General features: G+C 63.5%; 16 protein-coding genes. 5 read left to right on the top strand and 11 right to left on the bottom strand.

What is annotated here, in order from left to right; genetic code table 11:
- Window positions 1-111 precede the first annotated feature (111 nt).
- The 5 genes from AC1DXM_RS13315 to AC1DXM_RS13295 all read right to left on the bottom strand — a co-directional run bounded on the left by AC1DXM_RS13315 (window position 112) and on the right by AC1DXM_RS13295 (window position 4070).
- Window positions 112-597, bottom strand: a complete 486-nt coding sequence (locus tag AC1DXM_RS13315) for a hypothetical protein (RefSeq protein ID WP_477233464.1) — start codon at window positions 595-597, stop codon at window positions 112-114.
- Between the two features lie 105 nt (window positions 598-702).
- Window positions 703-1089 carry a hypothetical protein gene (locus AC1DXM_RS13310; protein ID WP_477233463.1) on the bottom strand — a complete coding sequence of 129 codons (387 nt, stop codon included), beginning with the start codon at window positions 1087-1089 and terminating at the stop codon, window positions 703-705.
- A 116-nt stretch (window positions 1090-1205) separates the two neighbouring features.
- Complete coding sequence (locus AC1DXM_RS13305) at window positions 1206-2216, bottom strand: sugar-binding protein (protein ID WP_477233462.1); 1011 nt, start codon at window positions 2214-2216, stop codon at window positions 1206-1208.
- Between the two features lie 77 nt (window positions 2217-2293).
- Entirely contained in the window at window positions 2294-3274 is a 981-nt protein-coding gene (locus AC1DXM_RS13300; protein WP_477233735.1) for an ABC transporter permease, read from the bottom strand.
- A 52-nt stretch (window positions 3275-3326) separates the two neighbouring features.
- Window positions 3327-4070, bottom strand: coding sequence for an ATP-binding cassette domain-containing protein (locus tag AC1DXM_RS13295; RefSeq protein WP_477233461.1), 744 nt, complete (start codon window positions 4068-4070; stop codon window positions 3327-3329).
- Window positions 4071-4209: 139 nt separating this feature from the next.
- Between AC1DXM_RS13295 and AC1DXM_RS13290 the strand changes: the two genes are divergently transcribed.
- Genes AC1DXM_RS13290 through AC1DXM_RS13270 form a run of 5 tightly spaced genes read left to right on the top strand, consistent with a single transcriptional unit; the run spans window position 4210 to window position 9066 of the window.
- Window positions 4210-5445, top strand: coding sequence for an ROK family transcriptional regulator (locus tag AC1DXM_RS13290; RefSeq protein ID WP_477233460.1), 1236 nt, complete (start codon window positions 4210-4212; stop codon window positions 5443-5445).
- Window positions 5446-5460: 15 nt separating this feature from the next.
- A complete protein-coding gene (locus tag AC1DXM_RS13285) occupies window positions 5461-6540 on the top strand; it encodes a Gfo/Idh/MocA family protein (protein WP_477233459.1) in 1080 nt (359 codons plus the stop codon).
- Entirely contained in the window at window positions 6540-7376 is an 837-nt protein-coding gene (locus AC1DXM_RS13280) for a sugar phosphate isomerase/epimerase family protein (protein WP_477233458.1), read from the top strand. Before AC1DXM_RS13285 ends, AC1DXM_RS13280 begins: the two co-directional genes overlap by 1 nt.
- Window positions 7373-8176 carry an alpha/beta fold hydrolase gene (locus AC1DXM_RS13275; RefSeq protein WP_477233457.1) on the top strand — a complete coding sequence of 268 codons (804 nt, stop codon included), beginning with the start codon at window positions 7373-7375 and terminating at the stop codon, window positions 8174-8176. Before AC1DXM_RS13280 ends, AC1DXM_RS13275 begins: the two co-directional genes overlap by 4 nt.
- Window positions 8173-9066, top strand: a complete 894-nt coding sequence (locus AC1DXM_RS13270) for an ROK family protein (protein ID WP_477233456.1) — start codon at window positions 8173-8175, stop codon at window positions 9064-9066. Before AC1DXM_RS13275 ends, AC1DXM_RS13270 begins: the two co-directional genes overlap by 4 nt.
- Window positions 9067-9085: 19 nt before the next feature.
- Here the strand turns inward: AC1DXM_RS13270 and AC1DXM_RS13265 are convergent, their stop codons facing one another.
- The 6 genes from AC1DXM_RS13265 to AC1DXM_RS13240 all read right to left on the bottom strand — a co-directional run bounded on the left by AC1DXM_RS13265 (window position 9086) and on the right by AC1DXM_RS13240 (window position 15629).
- Window positions 9086-10084: an ABC transporter ATP-binding protein gene (locus tag AC1DXM_RS13265; RefSeq protein WP_477233455.1), complete on the bottom strand. Its 999-nt coding sequence runs from the start codon at window positions 10082-10084 to the stop codon at window positions 9086-9088.
- A gap of 16 nt (window positions 10085-10100) precedes the next feature.
- Window positions 10101-11162, bottom strand: a complete 1062-nt coding sequence (locus AC1DXM_RS13260; RefSeq protein ID WP_477233454.1) for a Gfo/Idh/MocA family protein — start codon at window positions 11160-11162, stop codon at window positions 10101-10103.
- Window positions 11163-11402: 240 nt separating this feature from the next.
- Window positions 11403-12242: a carbohydrate ABC transporter permease gene (locus AC1DXM_RS13255; RefSeq protein ID WP_454575885.1), complete on the bottom strand. Its 840-nt coding sequence runs from the start codon at window positions 12240-12242 to the stop codon at window positions 11403-11405.
- Window positions 12243-12252: 10 nt separating this feature from the next.
- Window positions 12253-13182 carry a carbohydrate ABC transporter permease gene (locus AC1DXM_RS13250; protein WP_477233453.1) on the bottom strand — a complete coding sequence of 310 codons (930 nt, stop codon included), beginning with the start codon at window positions 13180-13182 and terminating at the stop codon, window positions 12253-12255.
- A gap of 229 nt (window positions 13183-13411) precedes the next feature.
- Window positions 13412-14671, bottom strand: a complete 1260-nt coding sequence (locus AC1DXM_RS13245; RefSeq protein WP_436257783.1) for an ABC transporter substrate-binding protein — start codon at window positions 14669-14671, stop codon at window positions 13412-13414.
- A gap of 1 nt (window position 14672) precedes the next feature.
- Entirely contained in the window at window positions 14673-15629 is a 957-nt protein-coding gene (locus AC1DXM_RS13240; protein WP_477233452.1) for an N-acetylmuramic acid 6-phosphate etherase, read from the bottom strand.
- Between the last annotated feature and the right edge of the window lie 133 nt (window positions 15630-15762).

The raw sequence follows: 15762 nt of genomic DNA, 5'->3' as shown, positions 1-15762 counted from the left end.
TCAGACAAATGACGACACTGTGAGGGCAGAGATTAGCTGCGGACTGGATAGCCGATGACGCGCCGCGACGAAAGCCGCGACCTCAAGATGGACGATATGAAGCGGCCCCTGTCAGGTCGGAAAAGTCCAGAACAGGCAGGCCAGCGTTGCCGCGGCGAAGATGACGAAGAACAGGCTTCTGAGCAGGATGTTGCGGCGCAGCTCGTTCATGGTGAAATGGCTGCCGACGATTGCCGCGGCGAACAGGAAGCGCCAGTTGACCAGTGCCCACAGCACGCTGCTCTGGCCGAAGGCCCAGCGGGCGACGAGGCAGCCGACAATGGTAGCGAACAGGGCGATCACCGCCCAGAACAGCGCGTCCGCAGCATGGGTCAAGACGATGCCGGCGGCTCGAATGGGCAGGATCATCATCAGCATGGCGCTGAAGAAGTAGACGGCGGCGAGCGGCAGGAACGAACCGGCATCGGCAATGCCGTCCAGCCGCCGCACCCCGATCGCGCCATAGGGATAGCCGTGCCTGGCGACCGCCAGGCTGAGCGCCATCAGCAATGCGGTGAATACTGCAACCAATGCGAATGTACTAAGAGCCTTGCTCATGCCGTTCCTTGTCTTGAGGCCCTATCGGGACCGAATCACAAGGGACGATTTTAGCGCACGGTCAAAAATTGCGCGTCAGCTTTGCTGAGCGCCCTAGTCCACCCTTCACCTGTCGCTGTTTTCGAAGGCGCCCATGCCTTGCGCGATCAGATTGGTTGCCATGACCAGCGAGACGATGGCCGCGGAATTGAAGATCACCACCCACCATTTGCCGCCGGTCAGGAAGCCGTAGCCGTCGGCGACCGCCAGTCCCCAATCGGCGGAAGGTGGCTGGATGCCCAGGCCGAGAAAGCTCAGCGTGGCGATCGAAAATCGACCAGTCCGTCGAAATAGCCGAGCACGAGGCCAAGCACGCTGCCGGCGGCGACTCCGAGCAGGGTTGCTGCCGGCGCGACCAGCAGGATGTCGCGCGAGCCGACGACGATGCTGTCCTGTGGCCTTGCCCGATTGCCGAAAGGCGCAGCCGCCGATAGGCACGCCGGCGACGGTCATCGGATCGCCTGCTGGAGAGACGCAAGCGATCTCTGATTGCGAACCGGCCAGGCCAACCGCCTTCGAAGAGATGTCCCCCGGCCGATGCGGCCGAGGGACAGGCTTGGGAGGCCCGATCAGTTGGCGACCTTGCCGCAGGTGGTCAGCGCGTCTTCCGGTGTGCAGACTTCGGTGCCGGTCTTGATGAACGGTTCGACCGTGCCGCCTTTGCTCAGCTTGTCCAACGCCATGATGGTCTCGAAGCCCATGTCATAGGGGCGCTGGCCGATATTGTAGTGGCTGAGGCCGGCGGCGAGCAGCGGCAGCTGCGGACCGAAATTGTCGCCGAAGACAACGACCAGATCCTTGCTGTCGAGACGCGCCTTGAGCGGCGTCATCGCCTGCTTGTAGGCTTCCGGCGCGTATTGCGCCCAACCGCCGACCGCTACGAAGGCGCTGAGTTCGGGGTTGTTGGTCATGACGTCGCGCACCTGCTGGGCGGCAAGCGTGATGTCGTCATTGTTGTAGACCGGGCAGCCTGCCGGCTCGGTCCAGCCATTCTGGCCGGTCAGCGTCTCGACACCCTTGTCCTTGGTGATGCCGGCCAGCGTATCGCGAATGCCTTGCACGCGCGCCTTGAGGTTTTCGGAAGCCGGCGCGCCGGACTGGATGCAGACGGTGCCGTTCTTCTTGTGGGCCAGCACCTTCTGCGCCAGCGCCACGCCGAATTCGTAATTGTCGGTGCCGATATAGGTCGAGCGCAGGCCGGCATCTTCCGGCAGCACGTCGGTGTCGTAGGTGACGACCGGAATGCCCTTGTCCTTGGCCATCTTCATGATACGGGCCATGGCTTTCGGATTGCCGGCCGAAATGCCGAGCCCAGCGACGCCGCGCGTCACCATGTCCTGCGCCAGCTGCACTTCCTTGGCCTCGTCATATTCGGTCGGCCCGATATAGGTGCATTTGACGTCGCCGAGCTTCTTGGCGGCGGCTTCGCAACCGGCCTGGATCGGCGGGCTGAAGGCGTTGTTGAGGACCTTGAAGACGAGCGCGAATTCCCGCTCTTCGGCCTTGGCCTGGACCGCCGTCATACCGATTGCAAGGCAGGCGATGGAAAGCGTGGTTCTAAGCGTTTTCGACAGCGACATTGTTTCCTCCATTTGGGTTCGCCGTGACGTGTCCGCTCGGGTTTTTCTTGGAGCACGATCTTTTCGAGACCATGCTCCTAGCGTCGCACAGAGCGGATTCTTTCCAGGAGGACGGCTGCAAGGATGAAGCACCCCACAAACGTGCCCTGCCAGAACGGGTTGACGCCTGCCAGAAGCAGCGCGTTGCGAATGGTTTCGACGAGAATGGCGCCGATGCCGGCGCCGAGCGCCGAACCGAAGCCGCCGGTCAGCGAAGCGCCACCGATGACGGTCGACGCGATGACCTGCAGCTCGTAACCGGTGCCAATGGAGTTGGTGACCGCGCCCAGCCAGCCGACGAGGAAGATGGCGGTTACCGCAACCATGAAGCCGCTGAATGCATAGGCCGAGATCTTGATCAGATCGACCGGGATGCCCGACAGCCGCGCCGCCGGTTCGTTGCCGCCGATAGCGAAGAGATAGCGGCCCCAGCGCGACATGGTCAGCAGGAAATGCAGGACGATCACGCCGATGACCAGGGCGTAGACCACGTTGGGAAGGCCGAGTGTGTAGCCGCCGCCGAGCGCGACGATCGCATCGCTTGCCCGGCCAAATTCGTAGAACACCTGGTTGTTGGTCAGCACCAGCGCCAGGCTGCGGCCGATCGACAGCGTCGCCAAGGTGACGATGAAAGGCGGCAGCTTTACGTAGGCTATGATCGTGCCGTTGACGGTGCCGCACAGCACGCCCATCGCCAGCGTCGCCACGATGCCGACGACCAGCGGCATGTCGGCGTTGAGCACGATGCCCAGCGTGACGCCGCACATGCCCAGGATCGAACCGACCGAAATGTCGATGCCGCCGCTGATGATGACCGGCGTCATGCCGATCGCCATGATGCCGATGAAGCAGGCGTTCTGGAAGATGTTGAGCAGGTTGCCGGGCGTTGCGAATTTCGGTGCGATCATCGACACGACGAGACCGAGCACCAGTATAGCAAGCGCGATCCAGGTTTCCTGCGCCAGAAGCACGCGGTTCAAAAGCGTGCGGCCCGACCCTTTCAGAAGGTCGATCTCCATTCCGGGATGGTCGTCGGGGGCGCTCATGGCATGGCTCCGTGGCGAGGCTGTTTCAGGCGGTCTGGATGGCGCCGGTGATCAGGCCGGTCACTTCTTCGGGGCTCGATTGGGCGATCGGCTTGTCGGCGACCTTGCGGCCGCGGCGCATCACCACCACGCGGTCGCAAACCTCGAACACGTCGGGCATGCGGTGGCTGATCAGGATGACCGACAGGCCCTGGTCCTTCATGCGGCGGATCAGGGCCAGCACTTCGGCGACCTGCCTGACGCTGATCGCCGCGGTCGGCTCGTCCATCAGCACGATCTTGGATTTGGCCAGCCGGGTCCTGGCGATGGCAACCGCCTGCCGCTGGCCACCCGACATGCGCACGACCAGATCGGCGGGCCGCGTCTCCGACTTCAGCTCGCGGAAGATCTCGGCCGAGCGCTGGTTCATGCTCTTGTGGTCGAGCACCTTCAGCGGCCCAAGCTGCCTCATGATCTCGCGGCCAAGGAAGACATTGGCCGACGCCGTCAGATTGTCGCAAATCGCCAGGTCCTGGTAGACGACCTCGATGCCGTGCCTGCGCGCATCCGCTGGCCCCGACAGCAGCACCGGTTTGCCTTCCAGCACATAGGTGCCGGACGTCGGCTGGAAATTGCCGGCGATGGTTTTGACCAGCGTCGACTTGCCGGCGCCATTGTCGCCCATTAGGCCGAGAACCTCGCCCTCATTGATGTCGAGCGAGACATTGTCCAGCGCGCGGACGGCACCGAAATCCTTCACGATATGTTCGAGACGCGCTAGAACCGGCATCGCATCCTCCCATGCCAATTTGTAAGTTTTGGATACAAATCACCGATCGAAACGCCGGTCAATAGGCTCGGAAGGCCAAATATTTTGTTGCATTGCACTCTATTTTGGCCCTTTCAAATCGCGGAGGAAGTCGATTAGTATGTCAATCAAACAAATCGCGGAGGAAAATGTGCTGGTGTCGACCGATCTTCGGCCGAATGAAACGCGGGCCCTTGCGGCGCTGTTTCGAGCCGGCGCGTTGAGCCGGGCAGCGCTTGCGCGCGACCTCGGCCTGACCCGGTCGACCACCGGCGCCCTGGTGCTCGGCCTGACCGAAGCCGGTCTGGCGCGTGAACGGTCGGATGGAGCGGATGACGAGCAGGATGGCGAAGGCCGGGTCGGCCGCCCCGGTATCCTGGTCGAAATCGACGGCAATGGCGGCTTTTTCCTTGGCGCCTATATCGGCGTGAACTGGATCGCGGCGGTGGCCGTCGATCTTGCCGGCGCGCAGCGTGCCAGCGCCTCGCGGGCCTTTGCCGGCCCTGGCAGCACGCCTGAAGCCGCTGTCGCCATCATCAAGGAGCTTGTCGGAGAGATCCGGGCGCAATTGCCCGACGGCGCGCGCCCCTACGGGCTCAATGTCGCCGTGCCCGGCTTCCCCGCCGCCGACGGCGTTTCATACCATGCCACCATCCTTGGCTGGCACGGGGTCAATTTGGCGGAGCTCTTGGGCAACGCCTTTGGCGACGATTTTCCGATCCTCTTGGAAAACGATGCCAATGCTGTCGCCGTGGCCGAGACATACCGGGCGCAGCCGGGAAAGGACGATGAAGACGCCCTGGTCATCCTGATCGAGAACGGCGTCGGCGGCGGCATCATCAATGCCGGCAGGCTGCATCGCGGCCGGCTCGGCGGCGCCGGCGAAATCGGGCACTTACGCATTGGCGACGAAGGTTTCGTCTTCGACGCCAAGCGCCCGGGCCGGCTGGAATCCTATGTCGGCAAGGATGCTTTGCTCGCGCGCTATCTCCACATAAGCGGGCGGCGCGCCGGCGTGGATGAGTTTGTGGCGGCGCTTGCCGGCGGCGATCCGGCGGCTGTCGCCACCGCGCGCGACTGGGCGCTCTGGTTCGGCCGTGGCCTGGCGACGCTCGCCTGCACCTTGCAGCCGGAGCGCATCATTCTCTCCGGCTCGGTCAATGCCGTCTATCCCTTTGTCGCCGAACAGGTGGAAGCTTTCCTGTCGGACTTCCTCGCCGAAGGTTATCCCGTTCCCACGGTCGAACTGTCGCGCGTCGGCGCCGACGGCCCGGCCCTGGGCGCTGCCTGCCTGCTGCATCAGGCAGCTTTGTCGGGCGATCCGCAATTTCAACTTCGCGGCCTCGCCGCGCGCTAATCAGGAGAGAATTCCATGCCTCGCAAAGACGAAAAGCGGCTGCGTGTCGGCGTGCTCGGCTGCGGCCCGATTGCGCAGGCCGCGCATTTCGAATCCTGCACCAAGGCGCGCAATGCCGATCTCTATGCCATCTGCGATGTCGCCGACGATCTGCGCGACAGGATGGCGGCGACCTACGCGCCGGAAAAATCCTATGCCGACTATGGCCAGATGCTGGCCGATCCCGACCTCGATGCCGTCATCATCGCGACGTCGGACACGTTTCACGTCAAGGCTGCGGAACTTGCGCTCGATGCCGGCAAACATGTGCTGTGCGAAAAGCCGCTTGGTGTTTCGGTCGAGGAAGTCGAAGGCTTGCGGTCCGCGCTCGACAAGAGCGGCAAGGTGCTTCAGGTCGGCCATATGAAGCGCTTCGATCCTGGCATCCAGGCGGCAAAGGCCTTCGTCGACGACGAGATGGGCGAGCGGCTGGCCTTCAAGGGCTGGTATTGCGACAGCACCCACCGTTATCCCATGACCGACGCGGTACAGCCGCTGATCATCACCAGCGCCAAGGCGCGCAAGCCCTCCGTCAATCCCAAGGCGAATTTGCGCCAATACTACATGCTGGCGCATGGCAGCCATCTGCTCGACACGGCACGCCATCTGCATGGGCCGATCGAGGCTGTCGAGGCCCGGCTCACCGAGCGCTACGGCGCCTATTGCTGGTTCGTCACCACCATTTTTGCCGACGGTTCGGTCGGCCATCTCGACCTGACGGTCGCCGTGCGCATGGACTGGCACGAAGGGTTCCAGATCTACGGCCAGAACGGCAGCGTTCTCGCGAAGACCTATAACCCCTGGTACTACAGGAGCAGCGAGGTCGACATCTTCCGCGAGGCCGATGGCGGCTGGCATCGCACGCTCGGCGCGGACGGCCATTTCTATCGCCGCCAGCTCGAAGGCTTTGCCGATGTTGTGCTGAATGGCGCGCCGATGGTCGGCGCCGGCATCGACGACGGCATAGCATCCGTCAGGGGAATGGCGGCAATCGCCCGCTCCGCCGCTGCCGGCGGCCGCGCCGTCAACCTCACCGATGTCGACGGGGTGGTGTGATGCGGCTCGGCATCTTCGCCAAGACCTTTGCCGCCACCGGCGCCTTGCCGGTGTTGCGCGCGGTTGCGGATGCCGGCTACGCGGCGGCGCAGTTCAACATGGCGTGCCTTGGCCTGCCGTCGATGCCGGACGGCATCGAGCCCGATGCGGCTCGATCCGTCGCCGCGGCGAGCGGCGAGACCAGGGTTTCGATCGCGGCCGTGTCGGGAACCTACAACATGATCCATCCGGATTGCTCGGTTCGTGTGTCAGGTCTTGCCCGGCTTGAAGTGCTCGCCGCCTCATGCGCCGATATGGGCACAAGGCTGATCACACTGTGCACCGGCACCAGGGATGCTGAGGACCAATGGCGCTGGCACCCAGACAATGCCAGCGAGGCGGCGTGGAGCGATCTTCGCGCGGAGATGGAAGCGGCGGTCGCGATTGCCGAACGCTTCGACATCGAGCTTGGCATCGAGCCTGAACTCGCCAATGTCGTGTCCAGCGCGCGGTCCGCACGCCGCTTGCTCGACGAGATGAACAGCAAGCGCCTGCGCATCGTGCTCGACCCGGCCAACCTGTTCGAAGTAGCCGATGGAGCCGAGCGTCATCGCCTGATCGACGAGGCTGTCGATCTGCTGGCCGCGGAGATCGGCATGGCTCATGCCAAGGACCGCCATGCCGATGGCAGCTTTGCCGCCGCCGGATACGGCGTTGTCGACTTCCCGCATTTCATAGGTCGCCTGAAGGCCGCCGGGTTCGACGGCCCCTTGATCACGCATGGTCTGACGGAAGCCGAGGCGCCTGATGTCGGCGCCTTTCTGCGCGGCGTCCTCGAAGAAAGCGGAAACGCGTGAAACAGACCTTCAGCCGCGACGGTGTCGACCTTGCCTATCGGGATGTCGGCGTCGGCCTTCCCGTCATCTTCCAGCATGGGCTGGGCGGCGATGAAGCGCAGGTCGCCGACGTGTTTCCCGATCTGCCGCGGACACGGCGCATGACGCTCGAATGCCGGGGTCAGGGTGGATCCGGCTACGGGCCGGTCGAGCGGCTTTCGATCGCGACGTTTGCCGAGGACGTCGAAGCGCTGGCCGAGGCTATCGGAATCGGTCCGGCTGTCGTCGGCGGCATCTCGATGGGCGCCGCGCTCGCGCTGCGTCTGGCGGTGCACAAGCCGGCCCGTGTGAGGGCCTTGGTGCTCGCCCGGCCTGCCTGGGTATCGGAGGCTGCACCGGCCAATATGAAACCCTATGCCGTGGTCGGCGACCTCTTGATGCGCCATTCGCCTGAAGACGCCAGGCGTCTGTTTGACGAAAGCAGCACGGCCGCCGAACTGGCGAGGCTCGCGCCGGACAATCTCAGCAGCCTGCAAGGCTTCTTCACTCGCCCGAGCCCGGCTCTGTTCGGCAGGCTGCTTTTGGCAATCGCGGGCGATGGCCCCGGCGTGAGCGAGGCCGATATCCGCGCCATTGCGGTGCCGACCCTGGTCATCGGTCACGACCATGACCTCGTCCATCGACTGGCCGACGCGCAGGCGCTGGCCGGGCTCATTCCGTCCGCCACGCTTCGCACCATCACCGCCAAGTCGCAGGATCGCGTCGCCTACCGACAGGAATTTCGCGCCTGGCTTTCAGAGTTTCTGGAAACGCTGGCATGACCGATCAAATAGCGGATGACACGATCGCGGTGGTCGAGATTGGTGGCACATCGGTCAAGGTTGGCTTTGCCGACCACGGCAACCCGGTGGATTTTGCCCGCACCTACCCCACCGCGCAGCTGCGCCAAGGCGCGCCGGTGGCGGGACTGGCCGACGCTGTCACCGCGGCCTGCCGCGATGCCGGCCTCAAGCCTGCGCGCGTCGTTGCGACCGTGCCTGGTTTCATCGGCCCCGATTTCGACACGGTGCTACACACGGCCAACATTCCTGAACTGAACGGCATCCGGCTGGGCACCGAACTGGCATCGCGGCTCGGCATTCCTGTCCGGCTCGAACGCGACGTCGTGCTGCAATTGCTGGGCGAGAGCGTTGCCGGCGCGGTGAAGCGGCAAAAGGAGGTTCTGGCGGTCTATCTCGGCACCGGCATCGGTGCGGCCTATCTCGGCAAGGACGGCATTTTCAGGGGCGGTGGCTGGGCGCTCGAAATCGGCCATATGCCGATCTACCGGCCCGACGAGAGCGGACCGCCGAACCGGGTCGAGACCTACGCTTCGGGGGCAACGCTCGTCGACCTTGCGACGGATTACGATATCCCCGTGGCCGATCTGTTTTCGGCGACCGGACAGCCGCCGTCACTGCGCGAATGGCTCGACGAGATCGTCTGGCAGCAGGCGGTGACCATCGCAACGGCAGCCGCCCTGTTTTCCCCGCAGACGATCCTGATCGGCGGCGGGATCGTCGACATGAAATCCTATCCCCGGCAGACGCTCAAGCAGCGCATCGCCGACAGCCTGCCGCACTCGCTTCTTGTCCAGCCCCTGGACACACGCTGGGCGGCCCTGGGCTGGCAGGCGGCCATTCACGGCGCGGTGCTGCTCGGCGCGGCGTGATCGCTCTGGTGCTCCCGACCTACTTGATCGTCTTCCCGTCCGCTCCGAACCGGTATGTCTTGCCCGGCTCCGGCGTCGCATAGAGCGTCGCGCCCGGCTCCGCATCATAGACGCCGAAAATCCGCACCGTGATCAGCCCGGCTTTTTCGCAGTCGAGATAGAGGTTGGTGTCGGCGCCGAGATGCTCGGCGTGCACCACTGTTCCTTTCCAGGCGCCAGCCTTTGCATCGACCGTCAGATGCTCCGGCCGCACGCCAATGGTCTTGGCCGTCTCGCCCAGCCGTGCGCCATCGATGAAGTTCATCTTCGGCGAGCCGATGAAGCCGGCGACAAACTCGTTTGCCGGCGAATTGTAGAGCTCCATCGGTCCGCCGATCTGCTCGATCTTCCCAGCGTTGAGCACGACGATCTTGTCGGCCAGCGTCATCGCCTCGACCTGGTCGTGGGTGACGTAGATCATCGTCGCCTTCAGCCGGCGGTGCAACTGCGCGATCTCCAACCGCGTGTTGACACGAAGTGCTGCATCAAGATTCGACAGCGGCTCGTCGAACAGGAACAGTTTCGGCTCGCGCACCACGGCGCGGCCGATGGCGACGCGTTGGCGCTGGCCGCCCGACAGTTCCGCCGGCCGCCTTTCGAGATAGGGCTCCAGCGACAGCATCGACGATGCGATGCCGATGCGGCGATCGATCTCGGCTGCCGGCGTGCCGGCCTGTTTCAGGCCAAGGCCCATATTGTTCTTCACCGTCAGATGCGGGTAGAGCGCATAGGTCTGGAACACCATGGCGATGCCGCGTTTTGCTGGCGGTGTCGCCGAAACATCCGCGCCGTCGATCACCACCCGGCCCGAGGTCGAATCCTCCAGTCCTGCAATGACCCTGAGCAAGGTAGACTTGCCACAGCCCGACGGGCCGACGAAGACGACGAATTCGCCATCGTTCACTTCGAGGTTGATGCCTTTCAGCACCTCGACCGGCCCGAAAGCCTTCTTCACATTTTCGATTACCAGCGAACCCACGGCTTCGTTCCTGTCGTTAGAGTTTGACGGCGGCGCCGCTGCGCACGCTCTCATCGGCAGCAAGGCAGACGGCGAGCGATTTTACGGCGTCGTCCATGTGGCGGGTCAGGTCGATGTCTTCCCGGATCGCCTTCAGCACAAAAGCCTGTTCGAGATCGCAGAGATCCTGATGGCCGGGTTCGCCTTCCATCGACAGCATCTCGTCCGGCCTGGCGAATTTGCCGTCGGCGCCGGTCGCCGCACTGTGCAGGCGGATGGTCGAGGTCTTGGTATGGGTGTCGATGTCATCGGACTTTACGCCTTCCTTCATGACGATCGACACGCAGCCATTGGGCGAAATAACGTCCTTCACGAAGAACGCCGTTTCCGAGATCATCGGTCCCCAGGCGGCCTCGTACCAGCCGACCGACCCGTCATCGAACAGCACCTGCAGATGGCCGTAATTGTACATGGTCGGCGCGATCTCCTCGGTCAGCCGCAGCCCCATGCCGCGCACCTCGACGGGCTTGGCGTCGGTGATCTGCAGCATCACGTCGAGATAGTGCACGCCGCAATCGACGATCGGCGACGTCGTCTGCATCAGCTGCTTGTGCGTCTGCCAGGTCGGGCCCGACGATTGCTGGTTGAGGTTCATGCGGAAGACGTAAGGGCCGCCGAGCTTGCGCGCCTCGGCGATCAGCCTGACCCAGGACGGATGATGGCGCAGGATGTAGCCGATCACCAGCTTCTTGCCATTGGCCTTGGCGGCGGCGACGACGCGTTTTGCATCCGCCACCGTCGTTGCCAGCGGCTTTTCGACAAAGACATGGCAGCCGGACTCGAACGCCTTCACCGCATAGTCGGCATGGCTGTCGGAATAGGTGGCGATGCAGGCGACATCGGGCTTTTCGTCGCGCAAGGCGTCGTCGAAAGAGCGCCTGATGCCATAGCCCGACAGCCCGTCCGGCAGCGGCACGTCGGAGCGGTTGATGAGTGCGGCGATCTCGAAGCCCGGATTGGTGTGGTAAGCCAGCGCATGGCTGCGGCCCATATTGCCGAGGCCGGCGACGACGACGCGAAGGGGTGTTTTATCGCTCACCGACTACTCCACTTTTTCTTGAGAGGGTGTCACCCCACCCGGCGCTTCGCGCCGACCTCCCCATCAAGGGGAGGTAGGGTGTTGGCGTGAATATGCCCATCGCCGAAGGTGCAGATCGGGGCTGAAACGGGGGGCGGCCGAGAATAAAGCGGCGACCTGCTACCTCCCCTCGATGGGGAGGTCGGCGCGAAGCGCCGGGTGGGGTGAAGCGCAACCCTATGGAGAATTGACTGTTACGGCTCACTTGACGGCCCCGGACGTGATGCCGCGGATCAGCTGCCGCGAGAAGATGACATAGAGGATCAGCACCGGCATGATCGCCAGCGAGAGCGCTGCCAGGATGGCGTTCCAGTTGGTGACGAACTGGCCGAGGAAGAGCTGCGCGCCGAGCGTCACCGTCTTGGTCTCTTCAGACGGCGCCAGGATCAGCGGGAACCACAGATCGTTCCAGATCGGGATCATGGTGAAGACGGCGACCGTCGCCATCGAGGGCCGCACCAGCGGCAGCACCAGCCGGAAGAAGATCGTGTATTCCGACAGGCCGTCGATGCGGCCGGCATTCTTCAGATCATCGGACACCTGCTTCATAAATTCGGACAGGATGAAGACGGCCAGTGGCAGGCCTTGCGCGGTGTAGACCAGGATCAGCGCCGTCAGCGTGTTGACCAGCCCGCTCGCCACCATCAATTGCAGGATGGCGACGGTGCCGAGCCGGATCGGGATCATGATGCCGAGCGCGAGATAAAGCCCCATCAGCGTGTTGCCGCGGAAGCGGTATTCCGACAGCGCAAACGCCGCCATGGCGCCGAACAGAAGCACGAAGAAGAGCGAGGCGACGGTGACAACGAGGCTGTTCTGGAAATAGTGGATGAAGTCGCCCTGGCCGATCACCGTGTTGTAGCCGATCAGGTCGAATGTCTTCGGCGTCGGCGGCGTCAGCGGTTCGCTGAAGATGCCGGCGCGCGACTTGAACGAATTCATGATGACCAGGATCACCGGAAACAGCGCGATCACCGTATAGGTCAGCAGGATCGCGTGGGCGCCGATGGTGCGAGGCAGGGAACGGGTGGCGGTGCTCATCTCTTGCCCCTCAGAACTGGTAGCGACGCAGGCGCGTCTGGACGAGGAACAGGTAGACGCAGACGCCGCCGAGGATGATCAGGAACATCATCGTGGCGATCGCCGCCCCCATATTGGGATCGCCGACCTGCAGCTGGAAGCCGAAGAAGGCGCGGTAGAGGAAGGTGCCCAGAATATCGGTCGAATAGTTCGGCCCGGCCAGCGCCCCTTGCGCGGTGTAGATCAAGTCGAAGGCGTTGAAATTGCCGACGAAGGTCAGGATCGAGATGATGCCGATCGATGGCAGGATGAGCGGCAGCTTGATCTTCCAGAACTGCGACATACCGGTAATGCCATCGCATTCGGCGGCTTCGATCACCTCTTCGGGGATTGACAGGAGTGCTGCATAGATCAGCATCATCGGAATGCCGACGAACTGCCACACCGAGATCAGGCTGAGCGCGGTCAGCGCGTATTCTTCCTTGCCGAGCCATGGCGTGAAAAAGCTTTTCAGGCCGACCAGGTCCATCAGATGCGGCGCCACGCCCCAGAGCGGCGACAGGATCAGCTTCCAGGCGAAACCGACAATGACGAAGGACAGGATGGTCGGTACGAAGATCGCCGTGCGGTAGAAGGCGGCGAACCTCAGCCGCGGGCTGGACAGCAATGCCGCCAGCATGACGCCGATCGGGTTCTGTACCAGCATGTGAATGATGAAGAACCAGACATTGTTCCTCAGCGCGTTCCAGAAATTGACCGACCAGTTGGGGTCGCCGAACAAGGTGCGGAAATTGTCGAAGCCGACGAAGACCTGGTGCTGCTCGATGTTGCGGAACAGCGACAGCTGCAGGGTGCCTGCCAGCGGCAGGATCATGATCGCCGTATACACCAGCAGCGCCGGCGCCAGGAAGACGCCGATATGCCAGCGGAACGGTCGTTTCGGTCGTGTTTCTGCGGCCATGAGTGCGGTCCCCGCCGTCTCTCGGTTCCAAAGGGTGTCGATGCCAGATGATGCCTCGATGCACGGCCCCGATGTCCTTGCCCCGGCATGGGCAGGACGAAGGCCTGCGACTGGTCAGCCAGCCTTTCCCCACAAGACAAGAGGGTAAGGCCGAGAGGCAGTGCCGACAATCGCTATCTGTAAAGTGAAGGCCGGCCGGGCACGTGCCCGGCCGGTCTTTCTCTGAGCCTTACTTGCCCGGCTTGTACCAGCTGTCGAGGCCGTCCTGCAGCTTCTTGGCGGCAGCTTCCGGCGTGTCGGTGCCGTTGATGACGTTGGCCGATTCGACCCAGGTCTCGTTTTCCAGGTTCGGCGTGCCGCGCGACAAAATCTGGTACGTCGAGCGGATCGTCGACTTGCACTTGTCGCGCCAGGAGACGAATTCCTGCGCCAGCGGATCTTCCATCTTCACCGGGCTGGAGTTCAGGCTGAAGAAGCCCGGCAGCGCGTTGGCGTAGATGGTGGCGAAGTCCGGCGAGGCGACCCAGGACAGGAAGGTCTTGGCCGCATCGGCGTTCTTCGACGCCGCATTCAGGCCCATGCCGATATCGGTATGGTCGGAGATGTAGCAGGTGTCGCCGGCCTTCTCGACCGGCGGCGGGAAGGCGCCCATCTTGAACTGCGCCTGGGTGTTGAACAGGCCGATCTCCCACGACCCGGCCGGGTAGATGGCGGCGCGGCCGAGCGTGAACAGGTTCTGGCTGTCCGGGTAGGTCTGGGCTTCGAAGCCGTCGCCGAGATAGGGCTTCCACTTGGCCAACTCGGCATAGGGCGCGACCCAGTCGGCATCGGTCAGCTTCTGCTCGCCCTTGATCAGCGCAGCGCGGCCTTCCTCACCCTTCCAGTAGTTCGGGCCGATGTTCTGATAGCCCATGGTCGCGGCTTCCCAGAGATCCTTGGTGCCCATCGCCATCGGGATGTAGGTGCCGTCGGCCTTGATCTTGTCGAGCGCGGCGAAGAACTCGTCACGCGTCGTCGGCACCTTGATGCCGAGCTTGTCGAAGGCGTCCTTGTTGTAGATGAAGCCGTGGATGACCGAAGCCATCGGCACGCAGAAGCTCGACTTGCCGTCGTCGGTCTGCCAGGCAGCCTTGGCGACAGGCGAGAAGTTTTCCATGCCGGGCAGCGCCGACAGATCGGCGAGGTTGCCCTTCTTGAACAGTTCGAGCGACTTGTCGAACGGGCGGCAGGTGATCAGGTCGCCAGCCGAGCCGGCTGCGAGCTTGGCGCCGAGGGCGGCGTCATATTCGGTCGGAGCCGAGGGTGCGAACACCACCTTGATGCCGGGGTTCTTGGCTTCGAAGGCCGGGATCAGCTTGTCCTTCCAGATGGTGAGGTCGTCGCCGCGCCAGCTTTCGATGTTGAGGGTAACGTCGGCGGCGTGAGCCAACCCGGCAGTGCCGAGAATGCTTGTGCCGAGAAGCAGTGCCGTCAGTAGTTTCGTTGTCATGCTAGTCTCCCTGTTGACCTTTTTCAGGTTCGGTTTTGAGAACAGGGGCCTTCGCGCCCTTGTTCCCCTCGATCGCGGAAAGGGCTGGCCTGAGCTTGTGGCCGGTCCCTTCCAGTATCTTCTCGGCCACATCGGCGTTGGCAGCGCCGGCGGCGAGCAGAATGGCGGTTTTGACAACGCCGCCGCTCTGCTCGAGCAGGCGCGCGGCATCTTGCCGGTCGTGGCCGCTGATGGCGGCGACGATGCGTGCCGCGCGGTCGCGCAGCTTGATGTTGTCGGCGGTGAGATTGACCATGTAGCCGTCATGGACGTGGCCGAGATGGATGGCGGTGAGCGTCGACAGCATGTTGAGCGCGATCTTCTGCGCGGTGCCGGCGCCCATGCGCGTCGAGCCGGCAATCACCTCCGGCGGTGTCTCCAGCAGGATGGCGACGTCGGCCAGCCTGAGCAGCGGCGTGTCCTTGTTGTTGGCAATGGCAATTGTCGCGGCACCCCTGCCGCGTGCATCCTTCAGCGCCTGCACCGCATAGGGCGTCGAGCCGCTGGCCGAAATTGCGATCAGGCAGTCGCTCTTGCCGATGCCGGCGCCGGCAATAGCCGCCGAGGCTTCGTCGGTGTCGTCTTCCGGCCCGCCGGCCAGCGTCTTGAAGGCCTCGTCGCCACCGGCGATGAGGATGACGATGCGCTCGCGCTTGATGCCGAACGTACCGGGCAATTCCAGCGCGTCGGCCAGCGCCATCAAGCCGGAGCTGCCGGCCGCCGCATAGGCAAGCTTGCCGCCGCCGTTCAGCCGGCCGGCGATGATCTCGGCTGCGGCAGCGATGGCGGGAATGGCGTCGCGGACGGCCTTGGCGGCCTCGATCTGCGCATTGGCGAGCGAAGACAGGATGGTGTCCGGGGCCTGGATGTCCAGTCCCTCGGCATTCTGGTGGAGCGCTTCCGTGCGCGGTTCGGCCATCCCATTTCCTCCGATGGGCGAACAATACCAAAAAAATACCACTTGTCCACACGCATTAACGGATTTGACTGGCAGAAATCTCTGAGCCGGCGAAATGTCTAGGTTTTTCAATAAAATACACCTTAATCTTTTT

Source organism: Mesorhizobium sp. P3_A2 (assembly GCF_056403115.1).
Note: the sequence above shows the minus strand (reverse complement) of the source record. Positions and strands in the feature narration are given on the sequence as shown.

Bases quoted from the DNA above. Each gene is read 5' to 3' on its own strand.
- AC1DXM_RS13280 (WP_477233458.1), top strand. From the start codon at position 6,540: ATGCGGCTCGGCATCTTCGCCAAGACCTTTGCCGCCACCGGCGCCTTG.
- AC1DXM_RS13305 (WP_477233462.1), bottom strand. From the start codon at position 2,216: ATGTCGCTGTCGAAAACGCTTAGAACCACGCTTTCCATCGCCTGCCTT.
- AC1DXM_RS13285 (WP_477233459.1), top strand. From the start codon at position 5,461: ATGCCTCGCAAAGACGAAAAGCGGCTGCGTGTCGGCGTGCTCGGCTGC.
- AC1DXM_RS13310 (WP_477233463.1), bottom strand. From the start codon at position 1,089: ATGACCGTCGCCGGCGTGCCTATCGGCGGCTGCGCCTTTCGGCAATCG.
- AC1DXM_RS13295 (WP_477233461.1), bottom strand. From the start codon at position 4,070: ATGCCGGTTCTAGCGCGTCTCGAACATATCGTGAAGGATTTCGGTGCC.
- AC1DXM_RS13245 (WP_436257783.1), bottom strand. From the start codon at position 14,671: ATGACAACGAAACTACTGACGGCACTGCTTCTCGGCACAAGCATTCTC.
- AC1DXM_RS13270 (WP_477233456.1), top strand. From the start codon at position 8,173: ATGACCGATCAAATAGCGGATGACACGATCGCGGTGGTCGAGATTGGT.
- AC1DXM_RS13315 (WP_477233464.1), bottom strand. From the start codon at position 597: ATGAGCAAGGCTCTTAGTACATTCGCATTGGTTGCAGTATTCACCGCA.
- AC1DXM_RS13290 (WP_477233460.1), top strand. From the start codon at position 4,210: ATGTCAATCAAACAAATCGCGGAGGAAAATGTGCTGGTGTCGACCGAT.
- AC1DXM_RS13255 (WP_454575885.1), bottom strand. From the start codon at position 12,242: ATGAGCACCGCCACCCGTTCCCTGCCTCGCACCATCGGCGCCCACGCG.
- AC1DXM_RS13250 (WP_477233453.1), bottom strand. From the start codon at position 13,182: ATGGCCGCAGAAACACGACCGAAACGACCGTTCCGCTGGCATATCGGC.
- AC1DXM_RS13300 (WP_477233735.1), bottom strand. From the start codon at position 3,274: ATGGAGATCGACCTTCTGAAAGGGTCGGGCCGCACGCTTTTGAACCGC.
- AC1DXM_RS13240 (WP_477233452.1), bottom strand. From the start codon at position 15,629: ATGGCCGAACCGCGCACGGAAGCGCTCCACCAGAATGCCGAGGGACTG.